Origin of the sequence: Arthrobacter sp. AL12 (assembly GCF_029960645.1) — a bacterium.
In the GTDB taxonomy this organism is placed as follows: Bacteria; Actinomycetota; Actinomycetes; order Actinomycetales; family Micrococcaceae; genus Arthrobacter.
This window is the reverse complement of sequence record NZ_JASBQY010000006.1, coordinates 80502-96465: the sequence shown is the minus strand read 5'-3', so window position 1 is coordinate 96465 and position 15964 is coordinate 80502. Positions and strand designations below refer to the sequence as shown.

The window sequence follows — 15964 nt, the reverse complement described above, 5'->3', positions numbered from 1 at the left end:
CGGAACTGCGACGCCTAAGCGACGTGGAGGTCCAGGCCCGTTGCCGGGCGGCGCTTCCCGGCCGAACCGGGAAGTTGGCTCAAGGGGAAGCATGCCACAGCCGGCGGCCGGGGCGCACCCCTTGGGCGTCAGCGGGGCGTCCGGTCGCAGCCGCGCCGGAGGCGGCGGTCCCGACTCAAACCAGCAGCGCGACGCCTGTGGCGACGAGCCACAGGGACCAGATCACATAGGCAACCGGCGTCAGTGCCCCGGCGAGTTTCCACCCATGCGGCTCGAATGGCCCGACGAATTCGAGGGAACAGAGCACCAGGACGGCGCCGACGGCGATGCCCGCCATTCCCAGCCAGCCCGGTACCGCCATGCCCTGGGTCATGGCGGCGCCGGCCAGAATGCTCCAGGCGCCGGTGAAAAGGAACCCGAGGTGTTCGCCGACCGCGACACCCAGATACCTGTTGAAGGACTGGAAGACGACGTCTATCGCTTCCCGGCGGGCGGGCGTCGCACCGGGTTCGGCGTCGGCCCGAGCGAGGTAAGGGACGAGGAAGGGCCAGCGGATCAATCCGAGGAACTGCACGCCGGCGGCCAGCACTCCCACGGTGACTCCTGCGTCGAGCAGGACCGGGTCGGCGCCGTCAAGGGAGGCGGCCAGCAGCACGGCCAGCGGCGCCAGGAGGGCGGCCGTCAGGGCGAATGCCCACCACAGGAGCACCAGCCAGGAGGCGCCTTTCCGGAAGCGATCAAGGACTTCGGCCGTCGGCCGGCGCAGGATGTCGGGGTAGTCGAACGTGGCGGCCAGCACTGCGAAGGCCGAGTTGAACGCGACCGGCAAGGCGATCAGCAGCACGGCGGCTGTGACGGTGGCGCTCATCGGGCGAACCCGGGATCGGCCGCCGAAGCAGGCGGCACGGCGCCCCTGCCGTCCGGACCGAGGATGCGGCGGAGGACCAGTCCGGTCAGCATGGTGGCCACCACGGCACCGCTTGCTCCGAAGACAGCGTAGCCACGCTCCGCGTCAACGATGACGTTGGCCGTGACAAACCATCCGGCCGCCCAGGCCAGGCCCACTGCGAGGGTCCACACCGCGGCGGTACGAGGGCCCCCGCGCAACGTGAGGCCCTGGCCGGCGCCCACGACGAACCCGGAAACCAGACCGCCCAGCGCCAGGGCACCCGGAGTCGTGGCGGCCCCGGTGGCCACCACGGCGAGGGCACTTCCGGATGCCATCCCGAAGGCCGTGGCGACCGGCCAGCGCCAGCCGACGCGGGACCGCAACGCCCACCACTGGGTCAGGCCGATCACGGCGCCGGCGATGGCCCCGGCCGCGGCCGCCGCGGCCGGATCATGAACCGGGCCCACCAGCACGGCCGCCAGCCAGCCCCCCAGCGGAAATCCCAGGAAAGTTAGCAACCAACGGTACAGCGACATCTTCAGCCTCCTACGGACGAGTTTGTATACGTTGTACGTTATGTCATAAAGTACACTGTACGCAAGAGTCTTTGTGAAGAAAGCGGAGCGATGCCCCACGATGTCCCAGCGGCCCCCCGGTCCCGCCGTCCCCGCAACACCCTCACCGTGGAGGCAATCCTCGACGCGGCAGAAACGGTCGCGGCCCGGGGATTCGAGAGCCTGACCATCCGGGCTGTCGCCACCGAGCTGGGGGCCTCGCCCATGGCGCTCTACCGCTATTTCGGCACAAAGGGAGAACTGGTCGATGCACTGCTGAACCGGGTACTCGGACGCTTCCTCCCGCCGCCGGAGTCCGGCGACTGGATCAGCGAGCTGCGGGCCTTCGCCCGCCGCCATCGCGAGCTCCTGAACCGCCACCCCTGGGCCATCGGCGCCCTCATCGGCCACCCCTTCCCGGGCCCGAACGCACTGCCGATCGGCGAAACGGCCCTACGGATCCTTGGCCGCGGGGGCATTGCCGGGGACGCCGCCGTCGCAACCTTTAGCGGGATCATCGCCTTGAACTATGGCTGGTCATCCTTTGTGATGGCCCGCGGCGGGGACGGACACGCCCCGGACCCGCTGCCGCCGGCTCCCCCGGAGTATCCTTTGAGTCTCGCGGCCGCCGCATCGCTGGCCAGTTACGGCAGCGCAGCTCACTACGAGCGTGTGCTGGACCAACTGCTCGCCGGCGTCGAAGCGGCAGCCGCGGAGCGGGCCCGCGACAGTCCTTTGCGCTAACGGCCCCGTGACGCGGCCGTCAGCCGCCGATGAAGCGGTTCCTCCCGGCGCGGAAGCCGAACACGGCGGCCAGCGAACCCACGGCGAGGAACAGCAGGCCCGCGGCCGCGAAGGACCCCGTGGCCTGGTGCAGCTGGCCGACCATCAGGGTGCCGGTGGACCCCACCCCATAGCCCACCCCCTGCATCATGCCGGACAGGTGCGCGGCGGTGTGGCCGTCCCGGGCACGGACCATGATCATGGTCAGCGCGACGGCGGTCAGGCTGCCCTGACCCAGGCCCAGCAGCCCGGTCCACAGCCAGATCAGCTCGAGCGGGCCGAAGATGCTGAGCGCGAAGCCGCCGCCGGTCATCAGTGCCACCACGGTGTTGATCGCGCGCTGGTCCCGGAACCTGGTGGCGAGCGCCGGGGCGAACAGGGACCCCAGCATCTGCAGCAGGATCGAGACGGAGACGATCACCCCGGCCGTGCCGCCGTCCACCCGCGTTCGCGCAGGATCGGCGCCAGCCAGGCGAAAACACTGAAGGACATCATCGCCTGCAGCACCATGAAGATGGTCACCTGCCACGCGACCGCCGAGCGCCACACATTGACTCCGCCGTGCGCGGTCTGGTGCCGGCCGTGGCGCTGCCGGATGGCCAGCGGCAGGAAGAGCAGAAGAACGACGCCGGCGGGCAGCGCCCAGAACCGCAGCGCCGCAGTCCAGTCCCCCGTCGCGCGAAAGACCGGGTAGGTGAAACCTGCGCCGAGAGCTGCCGAGGCGCAGATCGCGGTCGTGTAGAGGCCGCCCATCAGACCGAGCCGGTGCGGGAAGTCACGCTTCACCAGTCCGGGCAGCAGCACGTTGCAGAGTGAGATCGCGGCACCGCAGGCCGCCGTCCCGGCAAGCAGGGCAGGAAAGCGCCCGGCGTCCCCGGCATCGAGCGGCCGCAACAGCAGTCCGGCGGTGAGCACCGCCATCGCGCCCAGCAGCACGCGTTCGGCCCCGAAGCGGCGGGCCAGGACGGGCGCGAGTGGGGCGAACACCCCGAGCAGGGTGACTGGGACCGTGGTCAGGAAGAGGACCGCCCAGCCCGGCAGCGCGGCGTCGGCCGTCACTTCGGGGAGGACCGCGGAGAAGCTGGAGAAGACGGTGCGGAGGTTCAGCCCGATCAGGACCAGGCATACACCCAGGTAGGCCAGGGTGCGGCGGCTGCCGACCCGGGTGGGCTCAGCCGCGGGGACGTCGTCGAATTCGGCGTCCACCAGCAGGCCCAGGCGGTCCACGATCTCGATCCCGCCGGCGGTGGAGCCCAGGGAGCTTTTCGTTGTGGTCACGGACCTATTCTGGCAGGCCCCTGTGGTGTCATCATCGTCGCCCCCGGCGGTTCCGTCAGCTCCGGCTCAGGATCAGGTAGCGTTCGTCGTCGATTTCCTTGCCCCACAGCGCCGTGTCTGCCAGCGGCACGACCTCGGCGTGGTGTCGGTGACGGAGCACCAGTTCGCGGCATTCCGCCGAGGGTATGCCGGCGCCCGTGCCCCACAGCCCTTCCACGAGCAGCAAGGTCCCCGGCTCCCGCAATAGCCTGATCCACCGGCCGAGGGCGGCACCCGTGTCCGGGAGGGCCCAGAGGACGTGGCGGGCGAGTACGACATCGCAGCTCGCCGGAGCGTACGGCGGTTCCGAGGCATCACCCTGCAGGAACTCCGCGCCCGCGGGCAGCCCGGCGACGGCGGCCTTGGCAGCCTTGGCCCGGGCCGCTTCCACCATTCGGCCGGACAGGTCCAGACCCCGGACGCGATGGCCCGCCTCCGCCAGAAGTAACGAGAGGCTGCCGGTCCCGCAGCCCAGATCAGCGACCTCGCTGCCGGGCTGGGGAATAAGCGGCAGAATCAGCTCCATCCAGGCGTGGCGGACGCCGGGGTCGAGCAGGCCATGGTCTGCTTCCCGGTCAAAATCGGCTGCCTGCCCGTCCCAGTATTCGCGTGTTGCGTCATCCATGCAGACAGTCTGCCACCGACTCCCGGCGGGGAAGCCGGCGCCTGCCCGCCCGGGCGGACGCCGGGACTCCACTATTCTGGAAGGGATGAGTGAATCCCCAGAATCCCCCGAAACGCCGCAGCCTTCACGCCCGGTGACCCCCGGCACCCAGGCCTCCTTCGGCACCTATGGAGGCCGTCCGGTCAGCTTTGTGCGCCGCGGCACCCGCCTGCACGGCCGCCGGCAGGTGGCCTGGGACGAGCACTCCGACCGCTGGGCCGTCGAGGTGCCCCGCCACATCGCCAACACCTCCGTGCACCCGGACTACGTCTTCGACGCCGAAGCCGAATTCGGCCGGAAGGCCCCGCTGATCGTGGAGATCGGTTCCGGGCTCGGCGACGCCGTTTGCCACGCCGCCGAGGAGAACCCTGACACGGACTTCCTCGCGGTCGAGGTCTATACCCCAGGGCTGGCCAACACCCTGATCAAGATCAACAGCCGCGGCCTGAACAACGTTCGGGTGGTGGAAGCGAATGCCCCGGAGGTGCTCGCCACCATGCTGCCGGCCGGTTCCGTCACGGAACTGTGGGTCTTCTTCCCGGACCCGTGGCACAAGTCCCGCCATCACAAACGCCGCCTCATCCAGCCCGCCTTCGCCGACCTCGCCGCCCGGGCCCTCAAACCCGGCGGACTCTGGCGCATCGCGACGGACTGGTCCAACTATGCCGTCCACGTGCGCGAGGTCCTGGCCGACTCCGCCGACTTCGAGAACCTGCACGACGGCGAGCGCAGCGGCGCCGAGAGCCCCCTTACCCAGGTGTGGGAATCCGGCGTCGAGTCCCTCGTGGGCGGGGCCCCCGTCAAGGAGGGCCGCGCTCCCGTGAGCACCGAACACACCGGCCCCAACGAGGGCACAGACGAGACGGGCGGCTGGGCGCCGCGGTTTGAAGGCCGGATCCTGACGAGTTTCGAGAACAAGGCGCACGAGGCCGGCCGTCTCATCTTCGACCTCAGCTACCGCCGCCGCTGAGCGCCCGGCCGAGGTGAATTGCCCTCGCCGGTTCCGGACCGGCGGTAGTGCTGTTCCCGGCGGGTTCGGCGTGGCACGATTACCTCAGAGGCACGAACCGGGCGTAGCTGCGGCCAGCCAGAACCACCGAGTCAGTCGAAGGACCCATCATCAAAAGAGAACTGAAGGACGCCGCGGACGCGGCTGAAGACGTCACCAACTCCCGGGCGCTGGAGCTGGTAGCCCGTGCCGGATTTGCGGTCAGCGGGATCCTGCACCTGCTGATCGGACTCGTCGCGATCCGCCTTGCCATGGGCGGCGAAGGCGAGGCCGACGTCAGCGGGGCGGTGGAACAGCTCGCCGCGCAGCCGGCCGGGCCGGTGCTGCTCTGGAGTTCCTTCGCTGCGTGTGTGGCCCTTGCGATCTGGCAGACCAGTGACGCCATCTTCGATTTCGAGCACCTTCCGGCCAAGAAAAAACTTGCGAAGAAGGCCAAGGCCGCTCTCCAGGCCGTGGTCTACGCCGGACTCGCCCTCACGCTGTTCTCCTTCGCCAGCGGCGCCGGCAAGGACCACACCAGCTCGACCAGCGACCTCACCGCATCCGTGATGAAAGCCCCCGGCGGCAATCTGCTCCTGCTCGCGGTCGGGGCGGGCATCGCCATTGCCGGCGTCGTTTATGCCATCCGCGGCTTCCGGCAGTCCTTCGCTGAACACCTTCGGCTCCCCGCCTCGGCAAAATCCCGGACGGCGGTGACCGTCCTGGGCGTCGTCGGCTACGCGGCCAAGGGCATCGCCCTGCTGCTGGCCGGCCTGCTGATCATCGTCGCCACCGTCAGAGCGCACCCCGAGGAGTCAACCGGGCTCGACGGCGGGCTGAAGGGCCTGCGTGACCAGCCCTTCGGCATGTATATGCTGGCCGCCGTGGGCATCGGCCTGATCTGTTACGGCGTCTTTATGATGGTGCGGGCAAAACTCGCCAAGATGTAGCCGCCCGGCCATGACCAGCCCGGACCTCCGAGCACCCACCCCGGCGTCCGCCTATGTCCTGGCCGGAACACTGATCTCGGACGGGCACACCACTGCTGACGCCGTCGTCGCGGTGGCCGGCGGCCGGATCGCCTACGCCGGGCCCCGGCGGAGGTTCGGCGCCGCAGCCTTCCGCGGCGCACAGGAAATCACTCTTCCCCCGGGCAGCTCGATCCTCCCCGGGCTCATCGACCTGCACTGCCACGGCGCGGCCGGCGGCGGCTTCCCGACCGGCGACAGCCGTGCGTGCCGCGCCGCCGTCGGCTTCCTGCACCGCAGCGGAACCACAACGCTGCTGGCCAGCCTTGTGACGGCGCCAGCGGAGGAACTCCTCCGGGGAATCGGGGTGTTGCGACCGCTGGCGGACGAGGGGCTCATTGCGGGCATCCACGCCGAGGGGCCGTTCCTCTCCCCGTCCCGCTGCGGGGCGCAGAATCCGGAGTGGCTCCGGATTCCGGACCTCGACCTGCTCGGCCGGCTGCTGCACGCGGCCGGCGGCACGCTCAGGACCATGACGTATGCCCCCGAACTGCCCGGAGCCGGCCGGCTGGTGAGCATGCTCACCAGCAACGGTGTCACGCCGTCCCTGGGCCATACCGACGCCGACGCCCGCACCGCCGCTGACTCGCTGACCGTCGCGGCCGAATCCCTGCGGGCCGGCGGGCCCGGAGCCGGCCGGAGGCCCACGGTCACACACCTGTTCAATGGGATGCCGCCGCTCCACCACCGGAGCCCCGGCCCCGCGGCGGCGTGCCTGCGGCTGGCGGCCACCGGCACCGTCGCTGTGGAACTCATTGGTGACGGCATCCATCTGGACCCCGAGACGGTGCTGATGGTGTTCGAGCTGGTCGGCGCCGACAACGTCGTCCTGGTCACCGACTCGATGGCGGCGACCGGCCTGCCCGACGGCGACTACGAACTGGGCCCCGCTGCCGTGGCGGTTAGCGGCGGCGTGGCGGCGCTCAAGAGCAACGGAGCCCTCGCCGGCGGCACGGCCACGTTGCTCGAGGTGGTCCGGAGGACCATCGGGGCCGGGGTGGCGCCCGAAGACGCGGTGAAGGCAGCGACGCTGGTTCCGGCGAGGATCCTGGGCCGCGAGGACCAGATCGGCAGCCTGAGGCCAGGCATGCGCGCCGACATCGTCGCGGTCGATGGTGACTTCGGGCTGGCAGCGGTTTTGCGCGGCGGCCAACCCCTGCCCCGCCCTGCCGGGTTCAGGGCTTGAAGTCGTCGTGGACCACGACGCGCGACAGCTCAATCGATCCGTCCGGCAGACGCCAGAAGTGCAGCCGCCGGGCCGAGGCCACACTCTGCTCGATCGCCGCGCGGAAGCACTTTGACCCGTCCTCGCGCACCCGCTGGGCCGTGTCTGCGCCCGTAGTGGCCCGCAGCGCGTGGACTTCCCGCGCCGCGTTCCGCTCCGCCGCCCCGGTCAGGACCTCCACCACGGCCTTGAGCGCCTTTGCCTGGACGCCTGGCTCGGTGAAACCGTAGAGTGACGCCGCAAACTCCGGTCCGGCCGTCCAGTCCGGGGGCAGCGGCTGCCGGGCCTTTTCTGACGCCGGAACATTTTTGGCCCACGCGAGGCACACATCGTGCCGGACGCGCTCTCCGGCCGTCGCGAACAGCGCGTCCGAACCCGCAGTCAGGGCGCGTTTGAGCGCGGGCTGCGTCCGGCGCTTGTAGGCCCTGAGGTCCAGGAGTTCCTCATTCCGCCGGGCGAGCCGGACCTCGGCGTGCTCCAGCGCCGCCCGGGCATCCTGCGCGATCTGTTGCTCCGTCCCAAGTTCCCGGCGAAGGACATCCTGCTCCTGCTGGAGGCTGACCAGTCCGGCCCCGGCGTGGCTGGCTGCGGCGACCAGTTCCTGCAGGGCCGAGACCTTCCTCCGTTCGGCTTCGAGCTGGAGCTGGGCGGTCATCAGCGCAACCGACGGCTTCGCAGCAGGTCCCGCCGCTTCGGAAGCGCTGCCGAGCTCCCCGGTCCCGGCTCCTTCGCGGCCGGGACCTCCTGTCCCGGGGCCGGGGCGGGAGGGAGCCTCGGCAGGGAACGTCCGGCCCGAGGTGGGCTGCTCGGTGAGGTGCCGCCCGGACCGCAGCCAGGGCGCACCGCCGGCCAGGAGCGCGGGCGCGGCCACGACGTCGGCGTCGTCGTCGACGTCGAGCAGGGACAACACCACCGCCCCGTTTACCCGGAGGAACCGCGTCACCACCACCTCCCCTTCCGTCACGAGGCTGTCGGCGGTGTCGAGGGGGTTGGAGGAGATCCGGGCCTGGTCAACCGTCCAGCTGGAGCCAGGGTAGAGCGTGAGCGTCGCGTTCCTCGCGCTGACCTGTTCGGCCAGGGCGAGGACCAGGTCGCCGGGCCGGTAGAGCTCGGCGAGGCGGGGCGCGGTCTTCAGCCCGTTGATGTCGAGCGTCCTGTCCTCGGCGTTGAGATCGCCCTCGACGGACTGGCCCGGATCCAGCATCCAGTCGAGGCGCACCGGCGGGACCACGTGCTCGCGCTGGATGGTGCAGCAGCTGCCGTCGCCCAGTTCGACGATGGCCCGGGAACCCGCACTGGCGAAGGCCTTGACGGTGCCCCGGACGCGCCGCGGCAGGGTGCGGCCCGGCGGGGCCTTCGGCGGGACCACGGTGATCAGGCCAAGCACGTCCTCGATGATGTCCTCGGCCGCGCGGACAGCCGCTTCGCGGTCCCGGGCCATCCGCAGCGGGCTGCGGTGCACGGCGGTCAGCCAGCGAAGATCCTCCGCGTAGACCCGTGCCGCGTTGCCGAACACGTGGGCGCCGGAGGGGAGACTGTCGCCGAAGGCATAACTCTCCGGACCGTTCTCCAGCCAGAAAACGTCGGCCAGATCACCGATTTCCCGGGCAATATGTTCGACGTCGATTCGGTTTTCCCGCTGCCCCGGATGCCAGGAGATCACCGCCGCCGGCCTGGTCCGCCCGGCCGCCGTCAGCTGCAGCGCCAGATCTTTCCCGGAGGTGACAACCACAAAAGCCTGTTCCATAACGAATCCCCAATCGCCGGTGCGGACGTGCGTGCCGCAGGTGGTGGGGAAGCCGTCGGCTCCCCCACCACGAGTAGAGCAGGGAGGTCCGACAGTTAACGCGGGGCGGTGACGTGGCCCCCCGTTATCCCCGCGGCACGGAGATGACCGCCATCGTCTGTTGCTGCCCGTCCCGCATCTCGACGCTGACGATGTTCGAAAGCTGCAGCGGCGTGGCCCCGGTGATCCTGACCCTGCCACTGGGCGTAGCCTTCCAGGCGCAGGCGCGGTCTTCGACGCCGTCGCTGTCCTTCACCCAGAGCGAGAAGGTGCCGTCCGCCGGCAGGCTCCGGCCGTCGACCGCGAGCTCGGTGCCCCAGGGCTTCTTCACCATGCCCACCGTGATCTGCAGCCCGTCGCTGGCTTGGACGGAGTAGCTGGCGTCCGGTTTGGGCGGCGGATTGAACAGCGGCGCGGCCAGGATTCCGAGGGCGAGGCACGCCGCGGCCGCCCCGGCGAGGGCCGCGGTCCAGCGGCGCCGTGCCCTCCGGCGGCGCGTGGACAGTTCCTCAAGCATCCGCCGGGGCACGGCGGCCGGCGCGTGGTCCGGCCTCGACGGTCCCCGCCCGGCAGGAGCAGCGGCGGCGAGGGCGACGGCGTCGGGGACCGGGAGCGCGTCCAGCAGCGCGGGGAGGCTGGCCAGTTCGTCCAGCTCCTGCCGGCAGTCCGCACAGCTGCCCAGATGCTGCTCAAAGGCGGCAGCCTCCCCGGGCTCCAGACCGCCCAGCAGGTAGGCGCCGAGCAGCTGGTGCAGCTCCGTGCCGCTCACCGTTCCACCCCCATCTCATCGAGGATCGCGCGGAGGGCCCGGACGGCGTAGAACGCCCGGGACTTCACGGTTCCGCTCGGGATCTTCAGGCTGACCGAGGCCTCCTGGACGGTGTAGCGGCGGTAATGGAGGGCCACGAGAACGTCCCGGTGCTCGGCGCTGAGCCGCAGCAGCGCCTCTTCCATCAGCACCCGGTTGAGGAGTTCGTTGACGCGTTCCGCGCCGTCGGCCGGGTCGGCCAGCTCCCGGTCCGACGTCTCGCGGGGCCGGCACTGAGCCTTGCGGTAGTTGTCGATCATGATGTTGCGGGCCGTCCGGAACAGGTAGCTGCGCAGGCTCCCGGTGATCTGGGGGGCCTGCTGCCAGACCCGCAGGATGGTCTCCTGCACCACGTCATCGGCCAGTTGCGGGTCCCGGCAGGCGCTGAGCACGAAACGCCGGAGGGCCGGTCCGTGGTCGCGGTAAATCGCCGCCACCACGTCTTCGTCCAGCGACATGTCCGTCCTCCCTGGCCCTTGAGGGTTTTGCGCTGCTGCCCCTTATGACGCGCGGACCGCCGGAACGGTTCACGCGTGCGGATTCCGGGCGCAGCCCGAGGCCTGCTCGCCCAGTACCTGCTGTGAACCATTGTTCCCCCGGGGCCGTCGTAACGGGTAGCGCCGGCCTGGCCAGTTGGCCGGTCCGAGTCAAGGAGCAGCAGATGAAAAAGCTCAGCATCGGCCTGTCCGCGTTCGCCCTCGCCGCATTGCTCTCCGGCTGTGCCGGCAGCAGCGGCACTGCCACGTCGCCGACGTCGGCGGCCGCCACAACTCCGCCCGGCAGCACCGCGGCGACTTCGGCTCCGGCGTCGACCTCAACACCTGCCGCGGCCGCCCCGGACCTCAAGGTCGCGGATTCGGCCGCTGGCAGGATTGTGGTCGACGGCAAGGGCATGAGCATCTACTACTACACGAAGGACGTCAAGGACTCCGGGACGAGCACCTGCACCGGCGGCTGCCTCGCCGCGTGGCCCCCGGTCCTCGCCGGAACCGACGCCCCAGCCGTCGACGGCGTCACCGGCACCGTTGGCACCATTGCCACCCCGGACGGCAAGAAGCAGCTCACCGTCAACGGGATGCCGGTGTACTACTACGCCAAGGATCTGGCTGCCGGGGACATCCTGGGACAGGGCGTCGGCAGCGTCTGGTACCTCGTCGCCCCGTCCGGTGAAATGATCACCGGGCCCGCCGGGTACTAGCAACAGACAAGCCCCGGCGCCGGACGCTCCGGCTCAGTCGTCCTCAACCTCGAACTCGACGGCGGCCAGAATCTCCTTCGTGTCCGGGTGGATCATGACCGCTTCCTGGTCGTCGTCCAGCATGAGGAACTCACCCTGGTCCGTGGTGAAATGCCACGCCAGGGTTCTCTGGCCCTCGTGGTCATAGTTGGGGTCGCCCATGGTGATCTTCACGAGCGTGTGGCCGGCCACGTCGCAGAGCTCGCGGATGATCACCTCGAATTCCGGGGTGTCCAGCAGGTCATCCTCGGCCGCCTCGGCCTGGCGCTCCGCCAGGTTCGGGATCCGGGAGACCCGTTCGGCGATATGGCGTTCGAGTTCCTCCTCGTCCAGGACGAGGAGGTCGGACTGGCCCCGCAGCCAGGCGGCGTTGAGCGCGGTGATGTCCTCGGATTCCAGCAGCGCCTCGAACTCGCCGTCGAGCTCCTCCAGGAGCCGCGCCGCGGCCGGGACGCCCTCGACGGCGGCCGTGCCGCCGTCCAGATCCGCGTCCCCGTCAAGATACGCGTCGGCCTCCTCCTCGGAGAGGGCCTCGAAAGCGGCCACGGTGCGGTTGAAGAGGTCCAGGTGCGCGGCTGCCCCCATGTTTTCCAGCCCGGCCCGGACGTAGGCGTCGATGTCCTCGCGTTCGGGTGCGGTGAACACGTACTGGGCGAACCCGCCGCCCAGTGCCTGCGTCAGGTAGAAGTCGACGTAGTAGCTGCGCAGCGCGTTCGGTGTGATTTCCCCGACGTCGAGCAGCTCCGCGTACATGGTGTTGACCACGTCCACGTTCGCATCGACGACGTCCGCGTCGCTGCCGTTGATGATCTGCCGCGGCAGGACCGTCGCGTGGCCGGTGGCGGAAAGGGTGGTGGAAGGGCTGGTGCTCATGGAAAAGTCCTCACTGCTGAAAGGCGGTGGCGCTCCGAACCCTTTCCACGCTACGTGCCGCCGCCGGTACCGGGGTTGAGCCGCAGCTGAACGTCCGGCGAAGTTTGGGTGTCCCGGGGCCGGGCACGTCCTTGCCCGGTTGTCCACATGGGCAGGTAGCCGGGTACGGGGAGCCCGGCCAGGCTCGCTAAGATGGATCCGATGACCAACTGCTGAAAGTAGCGCGCACATGCCATCCCATCCGGACGATAGTGCGGCACTGGCAATACAGACTCCCGCGATCAACGACCGCTCCCTTGCGGCCGGGCTTGCCTACGCCATGGGGAGCCGCGTTTCCGGTATTTCCTTCGACGCCGCTACCGGACTCATGCTCGGAAAGGTGCGGGGCGGCGCCGACGTGCCGTATTCGACCACGGCGAAACTGGTCCGGAAGGCGGGCGGCTGGAGCTGCACCGTGGGCGTCTGCAGCTGCCCGGTCCGGAAAGACTGCAAACATGTGGCCGCGCTGTTGTTCTCGGCCGAGGACAACCCCGCGATCCGTGTCCAGCTGCTGGCCCCCGCCGGCGTCAGCCGGCTCTCCCGGCAGGCCCCGGTGCTCGAGGTCCCGGACTGGGAACAGGCCCTCAGCCCGCTGATCGCGCAGCCGGGGATCACTCAGTCCACCAGCGGGGTCCCGCTGGCGCTCCAGTTCGAGATTGAAGAACCCGCCCCGCACTTCTCCTACACCGGACGCCGCGATCCGCTGCGTAGCGTGCGCCAGCTGAAGGCCCGTCCCGTGATCATGGGTGCCAAGGGCAAATGGATCCGCGGCGACGTCTCCTGGAACACCCTGAGCTACCTGAGCTACCGGCGCGAATGCAACGAATCCCACGTCGAGTGGATGCAGGAGTTCCTCGCGTCGCACACCGCCCAGGCGAACCGCCAGCACGCCGGAACCGGGCTGTGGCTGGGCCTGAACACCTACGCCGGGAAGAACCTGTGGAGCCTGCTGGCCCAGGCCGGGAAGATCGGCCTCGCATTGGTCCACAGCCGCGGGCCCGAGCCGGTGCGGCTCGTTGAGCAGCCGGCGGCCGTCGGGCTCAACCTGACCCGGTTCGGCACCGCGCCGGCCCCCGCCGAGGAGGACGGCGCCGTCGTGCCCGCCGCCACCGGCGGGGACGGCGGCGGCCTGTCGCTGGCCCCCGTCATCACCGTCGAGGGGGAGGTGGTTGATCCCGCATCCGTCGGGACCATCGGGCGACCGGCGCACGGGATCTTCCTGACGTCCGTGCCGGATGCGCTGCCGGGAGTCGCGCAGACGGACTCCGTCATCACGCTCGCCCCGCTGGAGAGCGGGCTCAGCGAGGAGCTCCTGACCTTCGTCACCGCGGGAACCACGCTGCACATCCCGGCCCGGGACGAGAGCCGCTTCCTGACCGGCTTCTACCCCAAACTCAAGCAGAGCGCCCGGGTCACGGCCTCCGACGAGTCCGTGGTGCTGCCCCAGCTGGCCGTTCCCACCCTGTCGCTGCTGGCGAATTACGGCGCCGACCACCGGGTCCGGCTGCACTGGGAGTGGCACTACAAGTCCGGCACGCTCGTCACGTCGCAGCCGCTGTGGCGTCACCCCGGCGATCACGGCTACCGGGACGACCCTGCCGAGGCCCGCATCCTCGAAGCCCTCGGACAGCCCTGGGACGTGGTGCCGGCGCTGGGCGAGTCGGCCACGGGCGGCTGGGGAACACCGCGGCTGGCAGCCTCGGCCGAACTCAGCGGCCTCGACACCCTGGCGTTCACCGAAGAGCTGCTCCCTGCGCTCCGCGAGATCCCCGGCGTCAGCGTGGACACGGCCGGCGAGATCGCCGACTACCGCGAGGCCGAGGAGGCCCCGGTGGTGTCCATCTCCACCAAGGCCACCGAGCAGCGGGACTGGTTCGACCTGGGCATCCAGATTTCCCTGGAGGGCCAGCCGGTGTCCTTCGCGGCCGTTTTCTCCGCCCTCGCCGCAGGCCAGACCAAGATGCTGCTACCCAGCGGCGCGTACTTCTCCCTGGACCTGCCCGAACTGCACCAGCTGCGGGCGCTGATCGAAGAGGCGCGGGAACTGCAGGACAACAAGGACGCGCCGCTGCAGATCAGCCGTTTCCAGGCCGGGCTCTGGGACGAACTCGCGCAACTGGGCATCGTGGACGAACAGGCCGCCGCCTGGCGTGAGGCTGTCGGCGGGCTGCTGGAAGGCGGCGTCAAGGGCCTGCCGTTGCCCGCAACCCTCAACGCCGAGCTGCGCCCGTACCAGCTCGAGGGCTTCAACTGGCTCAGTTTCCTTTACCGGCACGGACTCGGCGGGGTGCTGGCCGATGACATGGGCCTGGGCAAGACGGTGCAGGCGCTGGCGCTGATCTGCGCCGCAAAGGACCTGGCCTCCGGGTCCGCCGCAGCGTCCGACGGCGGCGCTGCCGCCACCCTTGCCGGCGGCTCCGCATCTCCAGCGCAGTCTCCCGCCGGCGCTGCACCCGGTGCTGCACCGGGCGCTGCACCGTTCCTGGTGGTGGCCCCCACGAGCGTGGTGGGCAACTGGGAGGCCGAGACCGCGCGGTTCGCCCCCGGCCTCACCGTGCGCGCCGTCGGCGAGACCTTCGCCAAGAGCGGCTCGAGCCCCGCCGAGGCCATGGCGGGGGCGGACATCGTCATCACCTCCTACGCCCTGTTCCGGATCGACTATGAGGCCTACGCCTCCAAGGAATGGGCCGGCCTGGTCCTGGACGAGGCCCAGTTCGTCAAGAACCACCAGTCCAAGGCCTACCAGTGCGCCCGGAAACTCCCGGCAGTGTTCAAACTCGCCATCACGGGCACCCCTCTGGAGAACAACCTGATGGAGTTTTGGGCGCTCACCTCGATCGTCGCGCCGGGGCTCTTCTCCAGCCCGAAGCGGTTCGCCGAGTACTACCAGAAGCCGGTCGAAAAGAACGGTGACAGGGCCCAGCTGGACAAGCTGCGGCGCCGGGTCCGTCCGCTCATGATGCGCCGCACCAAGGAGCAGGTCATCCACGACCTGCCGCCGAAGCAGGAGCAGATCCTGGAGGTCGTGCTGAACCCGCGGCACCAAAAGGTGTACCAGACGCACCTGCAGCGGGAACGGCAGAAGATCCTGGGCCTGATCGACGACGTCAACAAGAACCGCTTCACCATCTTCCAGTCCCTCACCCTGCTGCGGCAGCTCAGCCTGGACCCCTCGCTGATCGACCCCTCGCTCGCCGGGGTGCGGTCCAGCAAGCTCGATGTGCTCTTTGAGCAGCTGGAGGACCTTGTGGCGGAAGGGCACCGGGCGCTGATCTTCAGCCAGTTCACGGGATTCCTGGGCAAGGTCCGCGAGCGGCTCGTCGAGGAGAACATCGAGTTCTGCTACCTCGACGGCAGCACCCGGAACCGCACCGACGTCGTGAACGAGTTCAAGAACGGCGCCGCCCCGGTGTTCCTGATCAGCCTCAAGGCCGGCGGCTTCGGCCTGAACCTGACGGAGGCGGACTACGTGTTCCTGCTGGACCCGTGGTGGAACCCGGCCTCCGAGGCGCAGGCCGTGGACCGCACGCACCGCATCGGCCAGGCCCGGAACGTCATGGTCTACCGGCTGGTCGCCAAGGACACCATCGAGGAGAAGGTCATGGCGCTCAAGGCCAGGAAGTCCCAGCTGTTCGCGGACGTCATGGAAGGCGACGCCCTCTCCGGCGGAGCACTGACCGCCGAGGACCTGGCCGCGCTGTTCACCGACTGACGCACCCCCGCCCCGGACAGCAACGCGGGGTCACTTGGCGCCGGTAAAACCCCTCAGGATG

13 protein-coding genes and 1 pseudogene are annotated in these 15964 nt (G+C 69.9%); 6 read left to right on the top strand and 8 right to left on the bottom strand.

Annotation, left to right across the window (positions count from 1 at the left end):
- Window positions 1-175: 175 nt before the first annotated feature.
- Both QK291_RS08970 and QK291_RS08965 read right to left on the bottom strand, forming a co-directional pair.
- Entirely contained in the window at window positions 176-868 is a 693-nt protein-coding gene (locus QK291_RS08970; protein ID WP_282380977.1) for a DUF4386 family protein, read from the bottom strand.
- Entirely contained in the window at window positions 865-1425 is a 561-nt protein-coding gene (locus QK291_RS08965) for a hypothetical protein (protein WP_282380976.1), read from the bottom strand. Before QK291_RS08965 ends, QK291_RS08970 begins: the two co-directional genes overlap by 4 nt.
- 90 nt (window positions 1426-1515) lie before the next feature.
- On the opposite strand from QK291_RS08965, the gene QK291_RS08960 reads away from it, so the two are divergent.
- A complete protein-coding gene (locus QK291_RS08960; protein ID WP_282380975.1) occupies window positions 1516-2187 on the top strand; it encodes a TetR/AcrR family transcriptional regulator in 672 nt (223 codons plus the stop codon).
- 19 nt (window positions 2188-2206) lie between these two features.
- On the opposite strand, the pseudogene QK291_RS08955 reads toward QK291_RS08960, so the two are convergent.
- Both QK291_RS08955 and QK291_RS08950 read right to left on the bottom strand, forming a co-directional pair.
- Window positions 2207-3453, bottom strand: a pseudogene (locus QK291_RS08955) (MFS transporter).
- Between the two features lie 106 nt (window positions 3454-3559).
- Window positions 3560-4168, bottom strand: coding sequence for a class I SAM-dependent methyltransferase (locus tag QK291_RS08950; protein ID WP_282380974.1), 609 nt, complete (start codon window positions 4166-4168; stop codon window positions 3560-3562).
- Window positions 4169-4253: 85 nt separating this feature from the next.
- Here QK291_RS08950 and trmB point away from each other — a divergent pair, with 85 nt between their 5' ends.
- From trmB to nagA, 3 genes are all read left to right on the top strand, one after another.
- Complete coding sequence (gene trmB / locus QK291_RS08945; RefSeq protein ID WP_282380973.1) at window positions 4254-5177, top strand: tRNA (guanosine(46)-N7)-methyltransferase TrmB; 924 nt, start codon at window positions 4254-4256, stop codon at window positions 5175-5177.
- 161 nt (window positions 5178-5338) lie between these two features.
- Window positions 5339-6145 carry a DUF1206 domain-containing protein gene (locus QK291_RS08940; RefSeq protein ID WP_282381216.1) on the top strand — a complete coding sequence of 269 codons (807 nt, stop codon included), beginning with the start codon at window positions 5339-5341 and terminating at the stop codon, window positions 6143-6145.
- A 10-nt stretch (window positions 6146-6155) separates the two neighbouring features.
- Window positions 6156-7409, top strand: coding sequence for an N-acetylglucosamine-6-phosphate deacetylase (nagA, locus tag QK291_RS08935; RefSeq protein ID WP_282380972.1), 1254 nt, complete (start codon window positions 6156-6158; stop codon window positions 7407-7409).
- Here nagA and QK291_RS08930 read toward each other — a convergent pair.
- The 3 genes from QK291_RS08930 to QK291_RS08920 form a co-directional block, all read right to left on the bottom strand.
- Entirely contained in the window at window positions 7399-9195 is a 1797-nt protein-coding gene (locus QK291_RS08930; protein ID WP_282380970.1) for a hypothetical protein, read from the bottom strand. The two genes, nagA and QK291_RS08930, sit on opposite strands and share 11 nt — an antisense overlap.
- A 124-nt stretch (window positions 9196-9319) precedes the next feature.
- A complete protein-coding gene (locus QK291_RS08925; protein WP_282380968.1) occupies window positions 9320-10003 on the bottom strand; it encodes a zf-HC2 domain-containing protein in 684 nt (227 codons plus the stop codon).
- Window positions 10000-10500: a sigma-70 family RNA polymerase sigma factor gene (locus QK291_RS08920; protein ID WP_282380966.1), complete on the bottom strand. Its 501-nt coding sequence runs from the start codon at window positions 10498-10500 to the stop codon at window positions 10000-10002. The genes QK291_RS08925 and QK291_RS08920 overlap by 4 nt, the downstream gene beginning before the upstream one ends.
- Before the next feature lie 203 nt (window positions 10501-10703).
- Between QK291_RS08920 and QK291_RS08915 the strand changes: the two genes are divergently transcribed.
- A complete protein-coding gene (locus QK291_RS08915) occupies window positions 10704-11240 on the top strand; it encodes a hypothetical protein (RefSeq protein ID WP_282380964.1) in 537 nt (178 codons plus the stop codon).
- A 33-nt stretch (window positions 11241-11273) separates the two neighbouring features.
- On the opposite strand, the gene QK291_RS08910 is transcribed toward QK291_RS08915, so the two are convergent.
- The gene (locus tag QK291_RS08910; protein WP_282380963.1) at window positions 11274-12152 is read right to left on the bottom strand and encodes a hypothetical protein; all 879 of its coding nucleotides are present in this window, start codon (window positions 12150-12152) and stop codon (window positions 11274-11276) included.
- A gap of 229 nt (window positions 12153-12381) precedes the next feature.
- Between QK291_RS08910 and QK291_RS08905 the strand changes: the two genes are divergently transcribed.
- Complete coding sequence (locus QK291_RS08905) at window positions 12382-15903, top strand: DEAD/DEAH box helicase (RefSeq protein WP_282380961.1); 3522 nt, start codon at window positions 12382-12384, stop codon at window positions 15901-15903.
- The last annotated feature ends 61 nt before the right edge of the window (window positions 15904-15964 follow it).